This window comes from Micromonospora sp. DT47 (assembly GCF_049844475.1).
Classification (GTDB): Bacteria; Actinomycetota; Actinomycetes; order Mycobacteriales; family Micromonosporaceae; genus Micromonospora.
This window is the reverse complement of sequence record NZ_JBNCLC010000025.1, coordinates 35,552-51,737: the sequence shown is the minus strand read 5'-3', so window position 1 is coordinate 51,737 and position 16,186 is coordinate 35,552. Positions and strand designations below refer to the sequence as shown.

The window sequence follows — 16,186 nt, the reverse complement described above, 5'->3', positions numbered from 1 at the left end:
AGCTGCCTTATTGATCTTTTGGCGACTCGGCGGCGACCAGTGGCAACCCACCACGCACCTGGTACCGACCCCCGGCCGCCCCCGGGGCGGCTCCGGTGAAAGCCCCGGACCATACCGCTGACGTCCGCCTACACCCGCCCACCTCGGACCGACGTCGCAGGTCGGGCCCGTCGTCGGCGTCGGGGCCCGCACGGCGCAGCAGGAGCAGGTGTCAGTGATGGATGCGGCCTGTGGTTCCGGACAGCCGGGCGCCGTCGCCGCCCCATCGGGTCGCGATGATCTCGGCGGCGATGCTGACCGCGGTCTCCTGGTACGCCCGCCCAGGTCCAGCCCGATCGGCGAGGCGAGCCTGGGTTATCTCCACGGCCGCCCCGGCAGTCCTTCACCGACAGGACGTCGGGCTACGCGGAGAAGTCGCGTCGCGGGTCGAAGAGGCCGATGGGGTGTGGGGTCGCGCCGCTCGTTGCCAGGTCGGCGAGGATCTCCCCGACGACCGGGACGAACTTGAAGCCGTGGCCGGAGAATCCGCATGCGACGGTGACCTGCGGGTGCTGAGGGTGCGTCGCGATCACGAAGTGCTGGTCCGGTGTGTTGGTGTACATGCAGGTCGCGGCCCGCAGGAACCCGCCCGGAAGGCTCGGCAGGACTCCGCCGAGGTGTTGCCGCATGTCCTGGACCTCGTCCGGGTGCACCTGCCGGTCAATGGTTTCCGGGGTGCAGACCTGACCGCGGCGGAAGAAGGCCACCTTGGCGCCGCCGTGAGGCCCGTCGATGGCCGGGAAGCCGTAGATCTGTGCGCCGGCGGCGTCCTCGTGGATGTAGATGGGATGCCGCTCGGGCTGGAAGGGGCCGACCCCGGTCTCCGGCTGGAACCAGTACATGACCTGCCGCTCGACGGTGAACGGCACACCGAGGTCGGCGAGGAGTTCGGGCGCCCAGGCCCCGGGGCAGACGACGAGCCGCTCAGCGGTGTAGGAACCCTTCTCCGTCGCCACCCGTACGCCGCCCTCGGGCAGCGCCTGCCAGCGCGCTACCGGCTCGTCGTAGCGCAGGTCGGCGCCGTGCCGGCCAGCGAGGTCGAGGTGAGCGGCGACGGTCGCCTCGGGGCGAACGAAGCCCGCCTTGGCCTCGAAGAGCGCCACCTCGTCGTCCCGAGGGCTGAACGTCGGAAAGCGGCGGCGCAGCTCGCTCGCATCGAGGATCTCGTGCGGCAGGTCCCACTCGCGCGCCGCGCGCAGGCTGCCGGCGAAGGTGAGGCTCTCCGGTCGGCCGATGAACACTCCGCCGGTGAGCGAAATGATCTCCCGTACCGCGTCGTTTTCCAGCTTCTCCCACAGCTCGTACGCCCGGAGCAGGAGCGGCACGTAGGCCGGGTCCTCGAAGTAAGACTGCCGGATGATGCGCGAGCCGCCGTGGCTGGACCCGCGGTCGTGCGCCCGCCCGAACCTCTCCAGACCGAGCACGCGCTGCCCTCGCGCGGCCAGGTGGTAGGCGGCGCTGCTACCCATCCCACCGAGCCCCGCGACGATGACGTCGTAGACCGCCATATCTACTTCCTCCAGCCTTCGGGCATCACAGGCAAGAGGCTGCACGCCTGATCCTCTGCTGCCCTACAAAGAGCCGCCTGCCTCGACCATCGCTGTCCACGGGGCCGGCCAGGGGCCTGGACATCCGGCCGGAGCCGGACCCACATTGTCATCCGCTGCCGCTAGGTGAGCGCCGTCCACCACGGCCGGCTTGTTCCCGACGTCCACTGGGCCACCCGCTGCCAGCAGTGCAGCGGTTTCCCGACAGCGTCCGGCGGCCCCAACGGCCTGTCGTTCTTACGGTTGAGCCTATCGAGGAGTCGGATGAGTCTTCTGCAGCCCGGTGAGCAGTCACCGGACACTGAACGGATGTTCGACACGGATACGAAGGCGATGGGCTACCTGCCCAACTACACCACGTTGTACGCGCACAGCCCCGCTGCGTACGCGGCGTGGCAGCAGCTCAACGGTGCGGTGAAGGCCGGGATGGAGCTGCGCCGCTACGAGTTGGCAACCCTTGCCGCAGCCCGACCATGCGCAGTCACGGTGCCGATGACACCGAGACCTTCCAGGTGATTCTCACCGTTGCTGCCAGATGCTTCTTCAGCACCGTCCTCAATGCCGCCAGGGCGGAGCCCGATCCGCAGTACCACGGAAGCCTGGAAGTGGATCTGCGGCAGGCGCTGCGCTTTGGCGGCTAGGCCGTCCATGCACTTGTCACCATGGTGATCGGCCGTTCGGGCACTGGTGGCATGGCGAGCGTGAAGCGCGGCGCGCCTGGCCTACCGCCGAAGCCGAGCAACCAGGGTGAGTCCGTCATCGTGGTAGCGGAACGGCTGGGGGCACGCGAACGCGACGCTGGTCCTGTCGACGTACGGCCATCTGATGCCGCACTGGGAGGACCGCACCCGCCGCGCCGTCGGTGACCCTGGGTTGTGTGCCCCCGCTGTTCCCAGAGCTCCCCCGCTACTCGATCCCTCCTCGTTTGGTGGGGCCGCTGGGGCGCCACCGCATTCTTGATGCATTCAAGAATGTGGAGCATACTGCGCAGCGTGCCCGCGACCTCGGACTTCGAGCGCATGCTGCGCGGGGCCGCGCTCCGCGTGACCCGTCCGCGGCTGGCAGTGCTGACCGCGGTGCACGCGCATCCGCACGCCGGCACCGTTTCGATCTTCGGTGCCGTGCGTAGGGAGCTTCCCGAGGTGTCCCACCAGGCCGTGTACGACGTGCTGCGTGCGCTGACCGCCGCGGGGCTGGTGCGGCGCATCCAGCCTTCCGGCTCAGTGGCTCGCTACGAGTCGCGGGTCGGGGACAACCACCACCACGTCGTGTGCCGGTCGTGCGGTGCCATTGCCGACGTCGACTGCGCCGTCGGCGAGACTCCCTGCCTGACCGCCTCCGACGACCAGGCCTTCTCGATCGACGAGGCCGAGGTCACCTACTGGGGCGTTTGTCCCGAGTGTCTCGCGGCACCAGCAACCAGTTGACAGAACAAGGCATCCAGACAGGAGAAGGACTGACGTGTCTGATCGCGGCAGCGAGAGTGAAAACCCTGTAATCCCATCCCCCACTCCGACCCCGACTCGGCCCAGGACGAACCAGGACTGGTGGCCGAATCAGCTGAACCTGCAGGTTCTCCACCAGCATGCGCCGCGAGCCACTCCGATGGGCGAGGACTTCGACTACGTCGAGGAGTTCAAGACCCTCAAGGTGGAGGAGCTCAAGCAGGACATCCTCGACGTGATGACGACGTCGCAGGACTGGTGGCCGGCCGACTACGGCCACTACGGGCCGCTCTTCATCCGGATGAGCTGGCACGCCGCCGGCACGTACCGCATCGAAGACGGCCGTGGCGGTGCCGGCGACGGCGCGCAGCGCTTCGCCCCCCTGAACAGTTGGCCCGACAACGCGAACCTCGACAAGGCCCGCCGCTTGCTGTGGCCGGTCAAGCAGAAGTACGGCCGGAAGATCTCCTGGGCCGACCTCCTGGTCTTCGCCGGCAACGTTGCCCTGGAGTCGATGGGCTTCAAGACCTTCGGCTTCGGCTTCGGGCGAGAGGACATCTGGGAGCCCGAGGAGATCTTCTGGGGGTCTGAGGACACGTGGCTCGGAGACGAGCGCTACAGCGGCGACAGGGAGCTCACCGGTCCTTTCGGTGCCGTGCAGATGGGCCTCATCTACGTGAATCCGGAGGGTCCCAACGGCACCCCGGATCCGCTGGCGTCCGCCCGGGACATCCGGGAGACCTTCCGCCGCATGGCGATGAACGACGAGGAGACGGTCGCACTCATCGCCGGCGGCCACACGTTCGGCAAGACCCACGGTGCGGGCGACGCCAGCTTGGTCGGCCCCGAGCCCGAGGGCTGCCCCGTCGACCATCAGGGCCTTGGCTGGAAGAGCACCTTCGGCAGCGGCAAGGGCAAGGACACGATCACGGCCGGGCTCGAGGGGGCGTGGACGCCCACCCCGATCACGTGGGACAACAGCTTCTTCGAGACGCTGTTCGGCTACGAGTGGGAGCTGACCGAAAGCCCCGCCGGCGCGAAGCAGTGGAAGCCGAAGGACGGCGCCGGGGCGGACGCCGTACCCGACGCGCACGACCCCTCGGTCAGGCACGCCCCGATGATGGCGACGACCGACCTCGCGCTGCGGGTCGACCCGATCTACGAGCAGATCTCGCGGCGTTTCCTGGAGGACCCGGACGAGTTCGCGGAGGCGTTCGCCAAGGCGTGGTACAAGCTGTTGCACCGCGACATGGGACCCGCCTCGCGCTACCTCGGCCCGTGGGTCCCGGAGCCGCAGCTGTGGCAGGACCCCGTCCCGGCAGTCGATCACGAGCTGATCGGGGACGAGGACATCGCTGCCCTCAAGGGCAAGGCCCTCGCATCGGGACTGTCCATCTCCCAGTTGGCCTTGACCGCTTGGGCGTCGGCGGCGAGCTTCCGCGGCACCGACATGCGTGGCGGGGCCAACGGGGCGCGGATCCGCCTAGAGCCGCAGAAGAACTGGGAGGTCAACGACCCGGCCGAGCTCGCCACGGTGCTGCAGACCCTGGAGGAGATCCAGCAGGAATTCAACAACTCACAGTCCGGTGGGAAGAAGGTCTCGCTTGCTGACCTGATCGTCCTGGCCGGGTGCGCGGCCGTCGAGCAAGCGGCGAAAAGCGCGGGGCACGACGTCACGGTCCCGTTCGCACCGGGGCGTGCGGACGCCTCCCAGGAGCAGACCGACGTGGAGTCGTTCGCCGTGCTCGAGCCAAAGGGAGACGGGTTCCGCAACTACCTGCGAGCCGGAGAGAAGTTGTCGCCGGAGACCCTGCTGCTGGACCGGGCCAACCTGTTGACGCTGACCGCTCCCGAGATGACGGTCCTGATCGGCGGCATGCGGGCCCTGAACGCCAACGTGGGGCAAGTACGACACGGCGTCCTCACCGACCGGCCCGAGACGTTGACGAACGACTTCTTCGTGAACCTGCTCGACATCGGCACGGAGTGGAAGGCATCCGCCTCGGCCGAGAACGTGTTCGAGGGTCGGGATCGCGCCACGGGCGAGGTCAAGTGGACCGCCACCGCCGTTGACCTCGTCTTCGGTTCGAACTCCCAGCTCCGAGCCATCGGCGAGGTCTATGCCAGTGACGACGCGCAGGAGAAGTTCGTCCAGGACTTCGTCGCGGCGTGGGTCAAGGTCATGAACCTGGACCGGTACGACCTCGCCTGATGCGAAGGGGCCCCGGTCACCGAGGACGTGACCGGGGCCCTCTGTCCTGGTCAGATGGTGGTGGGCGCGGCAGGTTTCGCACCTGCGACCCCTCGCTTGTAAGTTCCGGGCACCCATCCCGTGCGATACGTCCGCGTCTGCGCGCACACCTTGCGTTGGTGGTTGCCGCTGGTCACCGCTGGTCCACCTTTGACGTCCTGGCGACGGCCTGGAGCAAGTCCTCGTCGACGACGTGCGGAGCATGCTCTCCGCCGGGCCACCGCAGCCAGGCAGCGCGGCATACGCTACGCATCCCCAGGGGAAGGATCTCGGTGACCTCAGACATTCGCAACATCACGTTCGACTCCTCGGATCCATACGAACTAGCCGGCTTCTGGGCGCAGGTGCTGGGTTATGGGCGTGCCGAGGATGACGTGCCCTTCGATCCGCAGGCCAGCCTGGTACCGCGCGACGACTGCCATCCGAAGGTGTTCTTCTTTCGCGCGCCAGACAGCAAGCGGACGAAAAACCCAATACACCTCGACGTGCAACCGGTTGACTGCACCCGAGATCAGGAGGTCGAGCGACTGCTCGGCCTCGGCGCTCAACTGGTCGCGGACCATCGACGTCCCGATGGCCTGGGCTGGGTAGTCCTCAATGACCCAGAGGGAAACGAATTCTGCGTGGTACGCAGTGCCTCCGAGCGGGCCTGACGCCGGAGCCCCAGGGCGTGCCTCACGTGTCGTTGACCTGTCGCCGACCTAACGACCTCGTGCGGGGAACGGGGCACGACCGCCGATCGGTAGGTGCGCGGTGAACCGGTCAGTCACGACGATGATCATGACACCCCACCTGGCCGTGCCGCTGTCCCCGACCAGACGATCGGTGGCAGATGAAGATGGCGGGCAACTGCGGGTGTTCAAACGTCCGCGACTGGGCCACGGGCCTTTCGGTGGTCAGACCGGGGGATCTAGGCGGCGCTCACTCGGAGGCATGTCCGGGCGTTCGAGATCTGGAGTTGCCGACGCGCTCGTACGGCCAGACGACAGGTGACTCGTGTCCCGGTTCGCCGGGACCTTACCCGCCGATGTACGGCGGCGATGAGAAGTCTGGTGCCCGATGGGTCGTCAACAATGGTCTGAGCAAGAGCGCGGATCAAGGAGGCGTGATGAGCACTGTGGTGATGCACAACGTGGTGTCGGTGGACGGCTACATCGCCGACGACAATGACGACGTCGGTCCGCTGTTCGAGTGGTACTTCAACGGCGACACCGAGCTGGTCGACGGCGGCCCGGCCAAGGTGTCGCAGGCATCGGCCGACTACGTCCGGCCGACGTGGGACAGCATCGGGTCGATGGTGATCGGGCGACACCTCTTCGACATAACCAACGGCTGGGAGGGCACGCCACCGGCCGGCGAGCACGTAGTCGTCGTGTCGCATCGGCCCAAGCCGGACGAGTGGCACCCGGAGGCGTCGTACCACTTCGTCGACGACCTGGAAGCGGCGATCGCGAAGGCGAAGGAGCTCGCGGGCGAGGGCACCGTTGCGGTGGCGGCGGGTAACGTCGGCGGGCAGGCCCTCGCGCTGGGCCTGGTGGACGAGGTGGCGATGGATGTCGTGCCTGTGGTGTTCGGCTCCGGCAAGCGGTACTTCGGGCCGGCCGACGGCCAGCACCTGCTGGAGGATCCCGACGTGGTCATCCGGGGCAACCGGGTGCTGCACCTGCGCTACCGGGTCCGCCGCTGAGGGGCTCGACGGAGGGCACTCGTCCGCGGGCGTTGCAGCCGCACTGTTCGCCCAGACCGCAGCGGCAACGGCAGCCCGGCACAGCAGGCCCCCGACCGAACATCCTCAATTCGGCAACGGCCCGGTCTCGGGAACGCGGCGCCGAACCCACTCGGGTCTACCTGCACGGGCTCGGCGCCTCCTCGCCGGCGTACTACGCGGCGGTGGCCACCAAGCCCGCCCTCGCCGGACGGCGTAGCCTGCTGATGGATCTGCTCGGGCACGGCATCAGCGACCGGCCGGCCGACGCCTCGTACACGCTGGAGGAGCACGCCGACCTCCTCGCTACCGCGCTGACAGCAGCCGGGGTCAGCGCCGCAGAGGTGATCGCACACAGCATGGGCGGCGCCGTCGCCATCGTCCTGGCCGCCCGCCATCCGCACGTTGTTTCCGCACTGGTCCTTGTCGACGCCACCCTCGACCCGCAGCCTCCGGGCGTCGGCATCCGCGCCCGCTACGCCGAGGAGCAGTTCGTACACGGCGACGGCCGATCCGAGACGCTCACCCGAGTCGGCACGGCCTGGGCGGCGACGATGCGGCTCACCGGTCCGGAGGCGCTTTACCGCACCGCGGCACACCTCGGCCGCGGCACCACCCCCACCATGCGTGAGCTGCTGCTCGAACTGCCCGTGCCGCGCACATACCTCCACCCGGCCGACAACGAACCGATCGGTGCGCGCGCCCTGACCGACGCCGGCGTGCGGGTGGTCGCCGTGCCAGACGCCGGCCACAACATCATGCTGGACAACCCCGACGGCTTCGTCGCGGCCACAGCCGCGGCATTGCGGGCGTAGCGCAAGCGTTCCATCGGCAAGTCGGCAGTTTCGGACGCCCCCGCCGAGCTTGCCGACGCACGACCAGCGGCCATGAGAGTGTGTTCCCGGTGGTGTCCGGCCAGAGCACCATGGGGGTGTGGGGATCAGAGTCCTCCGTCGACGCGTAGGAGTTGGCCGGTGATCTGTTGGTTGGCTGGGGAGCCGAGGAAGGCGACCGCGCGTGCGATGTCGCGGGGGTCGGTGAGTCGGCGGGTGGGGGTGCGCGTGGCCACGTCGTCGCGTGCAGCCTGCGGGATGAGGCGACGGGCTCGGTCGGTGAGTGTCAAGCCGGGGAGAACGGCATTGGTGAGGACGCCCGAGGGGGCGTGCTCGACGCTGAGGGTGGCGGTGAGACCGTGCAGGCCGGCCTTGGCGGCGCCGTAGGTGGTGGCGCCGGGCATTCCGTCGGTTGCCACGGTCGTGGAGATCAGCACGATGCGGCCCTGCACCGCTAGAAGGTGTGGCAGGGCAGCGTCGATGGTGGCGATCGTCCCTTCCAGGTTCGTACGGAGTGAGGTGCGCCAGTCCATCGGCTGCGCGGTGCTGCCTCGTGGCCATGCGACGGCATTGGCCACGAGCAGGTCCAAGCGGCCGTGATCGCTGATGAGTTGCTGGACCAGCGCATGCGTTGTCTCGGGCTCGGCGAGATCGTAGCGGGCGATGAAAACATTGCCGCCCGCCGTCCGGATCTCGTCGCCGACGCGTTTGGCCCCGGCAAGATCGGCACGGTAGGTGACGGCAACTGTGGCGCCTTCTGCGGCGAGTTGCAGCGCGACGGCGCGGCCGATACCGGAGGAGCTGCCGGTGACTAGTGCGACGCGGTCGCGGTAGCCGAGGTCCATCAGCGCACCGCCGAGCCGTCGCTGGCCCAGCTCTGGCGCAGGTAGTCCTGCACGGGGCCTGGGACGAGCCGCAGGTCGCGCAGGACCGGTGACGGCTCTGCGGTGAAGCCGTCCCGGTTGAACAGCTCCGTCATCGCGGCAAGGTCCGAGCCGAAGTTGCGTCTGACGTCGTCAAGGGGAATCTGCTGGTAGGTGACCGGCCGACCGGCGAGCTGCCCGAGGAGAGGAAGGAGCTCCGCGTAGGTTGTCGAGCTCGGCCCGGCGACGACAACCGGCTCACGCTGCAACCGGGGCGTGGCCAGAGCGGCGACGGCGACGCGGGCGAGATCGTCGGTGGCGACGTAGCTGATGGCCGTTTCGCGGCCGATTGGGCTGACCAGGACTCCGTGCTCTTGGATGCCGTTGCGCAGCCAAGGAGCGGTGAGGGAGTCGGCGAAGGTCGTCGGGCGCAAGACCGTCAGCCGGGGGGCGAGCGCCGCAAGCTCCGCCTCCAGGACGCCCTTCACATCGAAGTGGGGCACGCCGGTGGTTTCGTCGGCGCGGTGGACTGACGTGTACACCAGGTGGCCGACGCCGGCGTCGACCGCCGCCCGCGCAACGTTGCGCGTTATCGCCGCTTCCTGATCCGCGGCGTCCGGGCCACGGCCGGCCAGCGAGATGATGACGACGTCGATGTCGTCCATCGCGGCGCGCGTAGCGCCCGCGTCCTCGAAGTCGACCGGCCAGACCTCGACGCCGTCGCTGAACTGGGCCCCGCTGCCTGGGCGGATGCCCGCGCGCACGGCATGACCGGCGAGGCTGAACGCCTGAACGTACGAACGGCCAGCGGTGCCGGCGGCGCCGGCAATGAAGATCTTGCTAATCATCCCATACTCCTAAGTCGCCTTAGTATCCGGCCATGAAACTGGATTAAGTTGCTTCGGGAACAGCGCCTACGCCTCCGGAACGGACGTTGGTGCGGCGAGCATGGCAGTGAGCAGCTTGCGCAACTGCTCCGCCTGTCGCGCTGAAAGCCGGCCGAGGAGCGCCCTCTCCGCCTCGCGCCATGCGGCGTCGATGGCCGGCAGTGCATCACGGCCACGTTCAGTGAGGAATACCGCACGCACCCGTGCGTCATCGACTGCCGAACGGCGCTGCACGAACCCTCCCGACTCAAGGCGACGCAGGGCGACTCCCACGGTCGCCTGTTCCACCCCCAGCCGGTCGGCAAGCTCTCGCTGGGACACGCCGTCGGCGCGCGAGAGCTCAAGGAGCAGCAGGTCCTGCCCCACGTGCAACCCGACGCGAGCGAGCCGGTCCGCGACGACGGAACGGTGCAGCTTCGCCGCCCTCACCAGCAGCAACCCGGTCATCTGCGGGATCTCGAACGACTGCACATCGAGAAGCTTAGCCGACTTAGGGACTAGTGCCAACCGGACTAACGACGCGTTGCCAATATCGCAACCAACGAACGGCACGCGTAGGTATGGCGAGCGGATCGGGCGACGGCACGAGCAACGCGTGACGCTGCCGCTCCAACGACCATCACCGGACATCCGCTCATCGGCACGGCCGCGCGACCAGCGGCAGCGGACGTTCGGTCAGCGACCTCAACGGCGCGCCGTGAGGGGCACAAGGACGAGGACGGCAACGCCAAGTGTGGTGGCACCGACAGCCCACCACCAGAAGAATCCCGAAAAGACCGAGGCGATCAGGAGCCCCACGCCGAGGCCGGCCAGCAGGCCGAGTCCGAACAAGGCCCGTGGGGGCAGGGCGAGGTACGGCAGGCGCCGTACCACGAGCACTTCCAGCCAGGTGCCGCCCAACGCCAGCAGTGCTGCGCCGACCCCGTCCACGGCGGACAGTCCGTGACCTTCGCTGACCGGCACGAGGACTCGACCCTCGTCACCGGCGGGGACGAAGAGGACGAGCACGCCCACGACAATGAGCAGAGCGGTGATTGCTACCTGCGTGCGCGGCGCGTTCCCGACATCTTGAGACATCGCTACAGTCTCGGTCATCCGCCATGGTCTCCGCAGGAGCCGTACCGCCGAACATCGAATGCCGGCGGCAATCGCCGGCCGTTGAGCGGTCGTGTCCACATTCGAGCTCTCGGGTACGCCTTGGGTTCAGGGGGTCGTCGCAACATCGCCCTGTTGCACGGAGAGTAGGTGATCGTTGAGGGCCTCGGCAGGTGTTCTCCAGCCGAGGGTCTTGCGGGGGCGACTGTTGAGGGCTGTGGCAACGGCGAGGTCTCCTGGGCTGTGCTTGCTCAGATCGGTGCCTTTGGGGAACTGGTAAACGGGATGAACGCCTCGACCGGTAGCGACGACTGGGTGACCCAGAGGTCTTGGAGTCGGGGTGCGGCGGCGAGCCCGTGAAGGGCGTTGGGCTGGCGTAGGCGCCGCATGCCATCGAGGTCGACGCGGAGCAGCGCGGTGCTGGGGCTGAAGTCGGGAAGCTGGTCGATGGTCAGGGCGTTCAGGATCAGCCATTGCAGCACGGGTAGACGCGTCACCGGTTCGACGTTGGTGAGCCGGCGGACGTTGCGGAGCGCGAGGTAGCGCAGGGTGGGGATCTGGCTGAGCCATTCGGCGTCGGTCAGGGAGCCGAGGGTGAGTGACAGCGACTGCAGGTGCGGCGGCGTGACGACTAGGAGGATCTGGTCGACCGGGAGTCCCCACAGTGCGAGGCCCTGCAGGTGGGGGTTGGTGTGGAGTAGGCCCGCGAGGCCGCGGCGATGCGATGCGATCCTGAGCTCGCGCAGGTTCCGGAATGCGGTGGCCGGGTGAGGTCGAGGGGTTTGCGGGTCTCGCCGAGGTCGAGGAACTCGACGTCGGCGGCATCAAAGCCATACGCGCGCAGGGTGACGGACGGATGCTCCGCCAGGATCGCGGCGAGCGTACGGTAGTCCGCCTCGGAGAGCGGCGCCTGGAACTGAACCCTTGTAGCCGTGTCGAGCTCGGCCCGGAGCCGCAGCAGGTCGATCGGACTCGACACCTCCACCAGACCACCCACAGCCACTGATCTTCCGGGCTGCGGTCGCCACCCTCCAACTCGGAGCGGCGGCGCTCTTCTACCCGATCGCCGGGCCATGCGCTAAGCGGCAGATGTGTGCGCCCCAAGCGCGTCGGCGGTTGTTAACGTCGACGCCTCAATCGGCGAGAGGACGGCGGCAGGACATGCGGGTGACGATGACGAGCGCTCCGGCACGGGCTGGCCACGCAGACGAAGACTTCACTGGTGCCATACCGACGGCAGCGGTGCTGATCGACGGCGCCGGCATCTCCGGCACCGAATCGATCTGCCGGCACGGCGTGGCCTGGTACGCCAGCCGCCTGGGAGGCAACCTCCTCAGCCTCTTGTCACTCGTGCGGGACCGCAGCCTTTCGGCGCTGCTCGCCGAGGCCATCGAGCAGGTGACTGACGATCACCGGGACACCTGCGACGTCGCCGACCCCATCAGTCCGTCGGCGACCGTAGCCATCCTGCGCCTGTCCGAGGGCCTCATCGAGCACCTGGTGCTCGGTGACTCGGTCCTCGTGCTCGACAGAGCAGACGGTGCGCCGCTTGTCGTCTCCGATCCCCGGGAGGTGATCATCAGCCGGTCGTACCGGTCCGCGCTCGAGGCCGCCTCCGAGGGTAGCGACGAGTACCACCGAGTCCTCCGAGAACTGCGCGCCAACCGGAACCAGCCGGGCGGCTTCTGGCTGGCCAAGGACGACCCGCGGGCGGCAGACGAGGCGATCACCGGAAGCTGTCCGATCTCCGAGCTGACCGATGCCGTCCTGCTCAGCAATGGAGCCAGCCGCATCGTGGACCGGTTCCGGCTCGCCGACTGGCCAGGGGTCATGGCCGTCCTAGCGTCGAGCGGACCCGCCGAGATCATCCATCGTGTCCGGCAGGCGGAAGCGCGCCACGCGGTGGCGGCGGACGATGCGACGATCGCACACTGTACCGACCTCGGCGAGGCCTGACCGTCGCCAGCGGAGCGTGCTCGGCCGCCTGGCGTGGTATGACTTACTGCCCGCCAGCCACCCTCGGGCAGCGTGGACCGCCTAGCTAGTAGCGCACATCCGCTCATCACCGTACGCCGACTTGAACCCGCTTGCCGTGACGCTAGGTAGCGCCCTGACGGCGGCATGAGCGCCTGTTCGGATTCGATGTGGTTCAACGCTCAGGGTCTGCCGCGAGACTCGTGCGGTGACGAGACTCTTTGCGAGGCCGGACGCGGCTTCGCGTATTGCGCTGCCGGGCGTGCCGGTTCTGGAGAGCTGGAACGCAGCGAACCACCCAGATCAGCGGCGGCTGCGTGCATACCTGGACGAAGTAATCACGCTTGTCGGCGCCGGTGCCTTGCCCCCGGCGAACCGCTGGCGCTCGAATTGGTCGTGGGGCTGCCCGCAACGATCGCACCCGACCGCGATGGACGCGACTTGGACAATTGCCTGTTACCGGTCGTACGTCGCATCGGGGCCGGCCGTGTTGCGGCGGTATTCGGGCGCAAACTGCAGCAGCCGGGATCCACCATCGCCGTTGGCGTCGCGGTCCGACAGGCAGACCTGCCAGAACCGCCGCAATTGCACATCCGCACTACCACCTCCACGCAATCGCTTGCCTGGAAGCACGCGATCCACGAGGCGTGCCGCAGGGTGTCGAGCGAACCCTTGCCATCCGGCCCGATCGCCCTGTACATCCGGTTCGGGCTCTCAAGCCGGCGCAACTGGTCGGCCCTGTGGAAGCCTGCCATCGACGCACTCGGATCGCTGCCGGGTTCACCCGACCCCAAGCACCCGTTCCGCCCTAACGACGATCGAATCGTTGAGCTCGAACTTCATCGAGACGTCGACGACATCCTCGGCGATGACGTGGCCATCGATTTCTGGTGGCGACGACTCGCTCCCTGAGTTCAAGCGCTTAAGACACATCGCAACCTGCTGGCGTCGCACGATCAGCGGCAGGTGAGGGCCCGGCCGGCCGGTTGTGTCGGGACCTCGCCTGATGTCGGTGGCCTGGCTTAGTCTCGGGCGATGATTCTGGTTCTGATTCCCGGTCTCTGGCTCGATGGCTCGTCATGGGACGAGGTCGTTCCCGCCCTCGATCAGGCGGGGCATCGCACACACGCGCTCACGCTGCCCGGCATGGAGTCAAAAGACGCCGACCGATCCGAGATCGCCCTGCGTCACCACATTGACTCGGTCGTCGAGGTGATTGACTCCTTCGACCCGGCCAACGGCAAGGTCGTGCTCGTCGGGCACTCCGGCGGCGGCGCTGTCGCCCACGCCGCGGTCGACGCGCGGCCCGACCGGGTCGCCCGCGTGATCTACGTCGACAGTTGGCCGCTCGGCGACGGCAGGGCCATCAACGACCAGTTCGCGGCCGAGAACGGCGAGGTCCCGCTGCCGGACTGGTCGATCTTCGACGAGGAAGACCTCGTCGACCTCGACGACGAGTTGCGCGCGGCGTTCCGTAAGCGCGCGATCCCGTCGCCCGTGGGCGTCGCCAGGGGTCTACAGCAACTCTCCGACGCGCGCCGATACGACGTGCCCGCCACCGTCATCGCATGCGAGTTCTCGAGCACGACCCTCAAGGAATGGATGGAGCAGGGGGATCCGAACCTGCAAGAGCTCGCGAAGCTGCGCGACGTCGACTACGTCGACCTGCCTACGGGCCATTGGCCGCAGTTCACCCGGCCCAAGGATCTCGGGCGGGCGATCCTCGCAAGCGTCGGCCCCGCCTGATCGCCCGACTCGTGGATGCAGCTCACGCCGCCGGTGTGGCTCGTCACGCTCATCGGCTCAGTTCAGGACATGGCCGGCCGACCAGCGCGACCCACCGACCGCGATTCCTTCGGACTCACCGAAGCCTCATCAACGACCATCGCCTCTGGGCCCGATACGGGTCGTCGCCGATGACAAGGCCGAACAGGTTCGGTTGCTGGATGATGGCGGCGTCGCGGGCGCCGCGAGCAGCAGGCGTGCAGGGCCGGTGCCCGTGGCCCACAGAGAGCGCGCCCATAGGGTGGTGGTTTCCGTGATACTCACCTTCACCACGATCCCTGGACGGCTGGAGGTCACCGTTGCCCTCAATCCATGACTTCGCTACCTGGGAGCCGCTGCTGAGGCTTCTGCGGGCGGGCAACGCGGCGAGCCTCGCCGTCCCCGGCGGCTACCTGGCGGGACAGATCGGCCGCCGCGCGTGGAGTCTGCCGCTGCCGCCGCGGTTCCCGCCGCCCGGCCGAGCCCTCCAGATCGAGGACATGCAGGACGAGGTCGACGCGGTGGAGCGGGTGCAGAGCGCGCTGGCCGACGTCGACCTCGACAGCATCTCGTTCGTGGCGGAGATGTCGTCGACCGGGCGGACCGTGCTCTACCTGCTCACTTTCGGCCCCGCCGTGGAGGCCGGCATCGGGCCGTACCCGGGTTCGCTCATCCTGGTCGAGGGCGCCGTCCCGGAGCCCTGGCGCCGCTTTCCCAATCCGGTGCCCGGGGCGGTGCCGGCCCCGTCAGTGGATCCGGCGTTACTTGAGGGGACGCTCCGCGAGCGGATCCCCGGCGCCACCGGCGCGACCGAGGCGGAGATCGCTGCTGCGGAAGGGCGCCTCGGCGTTGCGTTGCCCGACGAGCTCAAGGCGCTCTACCGGGTGACGCGGGGGCGGTGGCAGGACTGGGGTGACGACTACGCAGCAGCGGAGCGCGTCGTTCATGCGGTCGGCTGCGAACTCTTCCCGCTCGACGAGCTGTACATCGCCGATGCGCCATCCCGTCCGTGCCCGTGGCGGTTCGCGGCAACAGAGGCGGTCGTCACCCCACCCGACGCCGCGGTGCAGGGGGTGGTCGGCTCACCCGGCTGGATCGCCTTCGGCGACAACGGCGGTGGCGACCGGATCGCAGTCGACCTGACACCAGGCCCGCGCGGACACGTGGGGCAGATCATCATGCTCGACCACGAGCAGAACATCGGCGCCAGCCTGCTCGCCGACTCGCTCACCGACCTGGTGGTGCATCGGCGCAGGAACTGGCACTCCAGCCACCGCGAGGACCAGCCGCCGGCCGTGGCCAGGGTCAACATCCGGAGCCTGACAAGCGTCCAGGCCGCTGCCCACCCCGGACTGGAGGTCCTGAGCATCGGCGTCTGGGCCGGTGAGCCGCTCAGCCTCACCCCCATCACCGGGCTGCCCCGCCTGCGGACCCTCACCGCCTACCCCGGCACGCTCGCCGACCCGCTGGAAATCGCCAAGCTGAGCGGGCTGGATTATTTGGAACTCGGGCCGGAGGAGTGGCACGTCCTCCTGGATGCCGGGGCCGTCCCGCGCAGCCTGTCGGCGGCCGCCATCGAGGCGCACGGCAACCGACACCCACTCCCGATCGTGGCCATCGCCAACGAACTCCTCGCCCTCTGGGACCGCCCCCCGATCACCCAGACCATCCTCGAAGGCCACCTCGACCCCGAGGTGTGATCAGCGGTGGTGGCCGGAGGATTCGAGGGCCTGGAGGAGGCCCGGACCCAAGAAGGGTGCTCGGAGTGGGCGCCCGGGTGACG

The 16,186-nt window shown here is 68.4% G+C and carries 18 protein-coding genes and 1 pseudogene; 11 read left to right on the top strand and 8 right to left on the bottom strand.

Features of this window, described 5'->3' with window-relative positions:
* Positions 1 to 401 precede the first annotated feature (401 nt).
* On the bottom strand, positions 402 to 1,547 hold the full coding sequence (gene solA / locus ACLQ2U_RS27485) for an N-methyl-L-tryptophan oxidase (RefSeq protein ID WP_425753800.1): 1,146 nt from the start codon (positions 1,545 to 1,547) through the stop codon (positions 402 to 404).
* 303 nt (positions 1,548 to 1,850) lie between these two features.
* On the opposite strand from solA, the gene ACLQ2U_RS27480 reads away from it, so the two are divergent.
* The 7 genes from ACLQ2U_RS27480 (at position 1,851) to ACLQ2U_RS27450 (ending at position 7,802) form a co-directional block, all read left to right on the top strand.
* A complete protein-coding gene (locus ACLQ2U_RS27480; RefSeq protein ID WP_425753799.1) occupies positions 1,851 to 2,102 on the top strand; it encodes a hypothetical protein in 252 nt (83 codons plus the stop codon).
* Positions 2,099 to 2,227, top strand: a complete 129-nt coding sequence (locus ACLQ2U_RS27475; RefSeq protein WP_425753798.1) for a hypothetical protein — start codon at positions 2,099 to 2,101, stop codon at positions 2,225 to 2,227. The genes ACLQ2U_RS27480 and ACLQ2U_RS27475 overlap by 4 nt, the downstream gene beginning before the upstream one ends.
* Before the next feature lie 378 nt (positions 2,228 to 2,605).
* Positions 2,606 to 3,013, top strand: coding sequence for a Fur family transcriptional regulator (locus ACLQ2U_RS27470; protein WP_425753832.1), 408 nt, complete (start codon positions 2,606 to 2,608; stop codon positions 3,011 to 3,013).
* Positions 3,014 to 3,047: 34 nt separating this feature from the next.
* A complete protein-coding gene (gene katG, locus ACLQ2U_RS27465) occupies positions 3,048 to 5,243 on the top strand; it encodes a catalase/peroxidase HPI (protein ID WP_425753797.1) in 2,196 nt (731 codons plus the stop codon).
* A 311-nt stretch (positions 5,244 to 5,554) separates the two neighbouring features.
* Complete coding sequence (locus tag ACLQ2U_RS27460; RefSeq protein WP_425753796.1) at positions 5,555 to 5,935, top strand: VOC family protein; 381 nt, start codon at positions 5,555 to 5,557, stop codon at positions 5,933 to 5,935.
* Between the two features lie 455 nt (positions 5,936 to 6,390).
* Positions 6,391 to 6,969 carry a dihydrofolate reductase family protein gene (locus ACLQ2U_RS27455; RefSeq protein ID WP_425753795.1) on the top strand — a complete coding sequence of 193 codons (579 nt, stop codon included), beginning with the start codon at positions 6,391 to 6,393 and terminating at the stop codon, positions 6,967 to 6,969.
* 32 nt (positions 6,970 to 7,001) lie between these two features.
* Complete coding sequence (locus ACLQ2U_RS27450) at positions 7,002 to 7,802, top strand: alpha/beta fold hydrolase (RefSeq protein ID WP_425753794.1); 801 nt, start codon at positions 7,002 to 7,004, stop codon at positions 7,800 to 7,802.
* A gap of 125 nt (positions 7,803 to 7,927) precedes the next feature.
* On the opposite strand, the gene ACLQ2U_RS27445 is transcribed toward ACLQ2U_RS27450, so the two are convergent.
* The 7 genes and pseudogenes from ACLQ2U_RS27445 to ACLQ2U_RS27415 form a co-directional block, all read right to left on the bottom strand.
* On the bottom strand, positions 7,928 to 8,665 hold the full coding sequence (locus ACLQ2U_RS27445; RefSeq protein ID WP_425753793.1) for an SDR family NAD(P)-dependent oxidoreductase: 738 nt from the start codon (positions 8,663 to 8,665) through the stop codon (positions 7,928 to 7,930).
* Entirely contained in the window at positions 8,665 to 9,531 is an 867-nt protein-coding gene (locus ACLQ2U_RS27440) for an SDR family oxidoreductase (protein WP_425753792.1), read from the bottom strand. Before ACLQ2U_RS27440 ends, ACLQ2U_RS27445 begins: the two co-directional genes overlap by 1 nt.
* Before the next feature lie 66 nt (positions 9,532 to 9,597).
* A complete protein-coding gene (locus ACLQ2U_RS27435) occupies positions 9,598 to 10,041 on the bottom strand; it encodes a MarR family winged helix-turn-helix transcriptional regulator (RefSeq protein WP_425753791.1) in 444 nt (147 codons plus the stop codon).
* 213 nt (positions 10,042 to 10,254) lie between these two features.
* Positions 10,255 to 10,665 carry a hypothetical protein gene (locus tag ACLQ2U_RS27430; RefSeq protein ID WP_425753790.1) on the bottom strand — a complete coding sequence of 137 codons (411 nt, stop codon included), beginning with the start codon at positions 10,663 to 10,665 and terminating at the stop codon, positions 10,255 to 10,257.
* A gap of 108 nt (positions 10,666 to 10,773) precedes the next feature.
* Positions 10,774 to 10,938 (bottom strand): annotated as a pseudogene (locus tag ACLQ2U_RS27425) (IS30 family transposase); the annotation flags it as partial.
* Complete coding sequence (locus ACLQ2U_RS27420) at positions 10,917 to 11,162, bottom strand: hypothetical protein (protein ID WP_425753835.1); 246 nt, start codon at positions 11,160 to 11,162, stop codon at positions 10,917 to 10,919. The gene ACLQ2U_RS27420 and the pseudogene ACLQ2U_RS27425, both read right to left, overlap by 22 nt.
* A 134-nt stretch (positions 11,163 to 11,296) precedes the next feature.
* Positions 11,297 to 11,662: a hypothetical protein gene (locus tag ACLQ2U_RS27415; protein ID WP_425753789.1), complete on the bottom strand. Its 366-nt coding sequence runs from the start codon at positions 11,660 to 11,662 to the stop codon at positions 11,297 to 11,299.
* Between the two features lie 164 nt (positions 11,663 to 11,826).
* Between ACLQ2U_RS27415 and ACLQ2U_RS27410 the strand changes: the two genes are divergently transcribed.
* The 4 genes from ACLQ2U_RS27410 to ACLQ2U_RS27395 all read left to right on the top strand — a co-directional run bounded on the left by ACLQ2U_RS27410 (position 11,827) and on the right by ACLQ2U_RS27395 (position 16,103).
* The gene (locus ACLQ2U_RS27410; RefSeq protein WP_425753788.1) at positions 11,827 to 12,621 is read left to right on the top strand and encodes a hypothetical protein; all 795 of its coding nucleotides are present in this window, start codon (positions 11,827 to 11,829) and stop codon (positions 12,619 to 12,621) included.
* A 459-nt stretch (positions 12,622 to 13,080) separates the two neighbouring features.
* Positions 13,081 to 13,551, top strand: a complete 471-nt coding sequence (locus tag ACLQ2U_RS27405) for a hypothetical protein (RefSeq protein ID WP_425753787.1) — start codon at positions 13,081 to 13,083, stop codon at positions 13,549 to 13,551.
* 123 nt (positions 13,552 to 13,674) lie between these two features.
* Complete coding sequence (locus ACLQ2U_RS27400; RefSeq protein ID WP_425753786.1) at positions 13,675 to 14,385, top strand: alpha/beta fold hydrolase; 711 nt, start codon at positions 13,675 to 13,677, stop codon at positions 14,383 to 14,385.
* A gap of 338 nt (positions 14,386 to 14,723) precedes the next feature.
* Entirely contained in the window at positions 14,724 to 16,103 is a 1,380-nt protein-coding gene (locus tag ACLQ2U_RS27395) for an SMI1/KNR4 family protein (protein WP_425753785.1), read from the top strand.
* Positions 16,104 to 16,186: the final 83 nt, after the last annotated feature.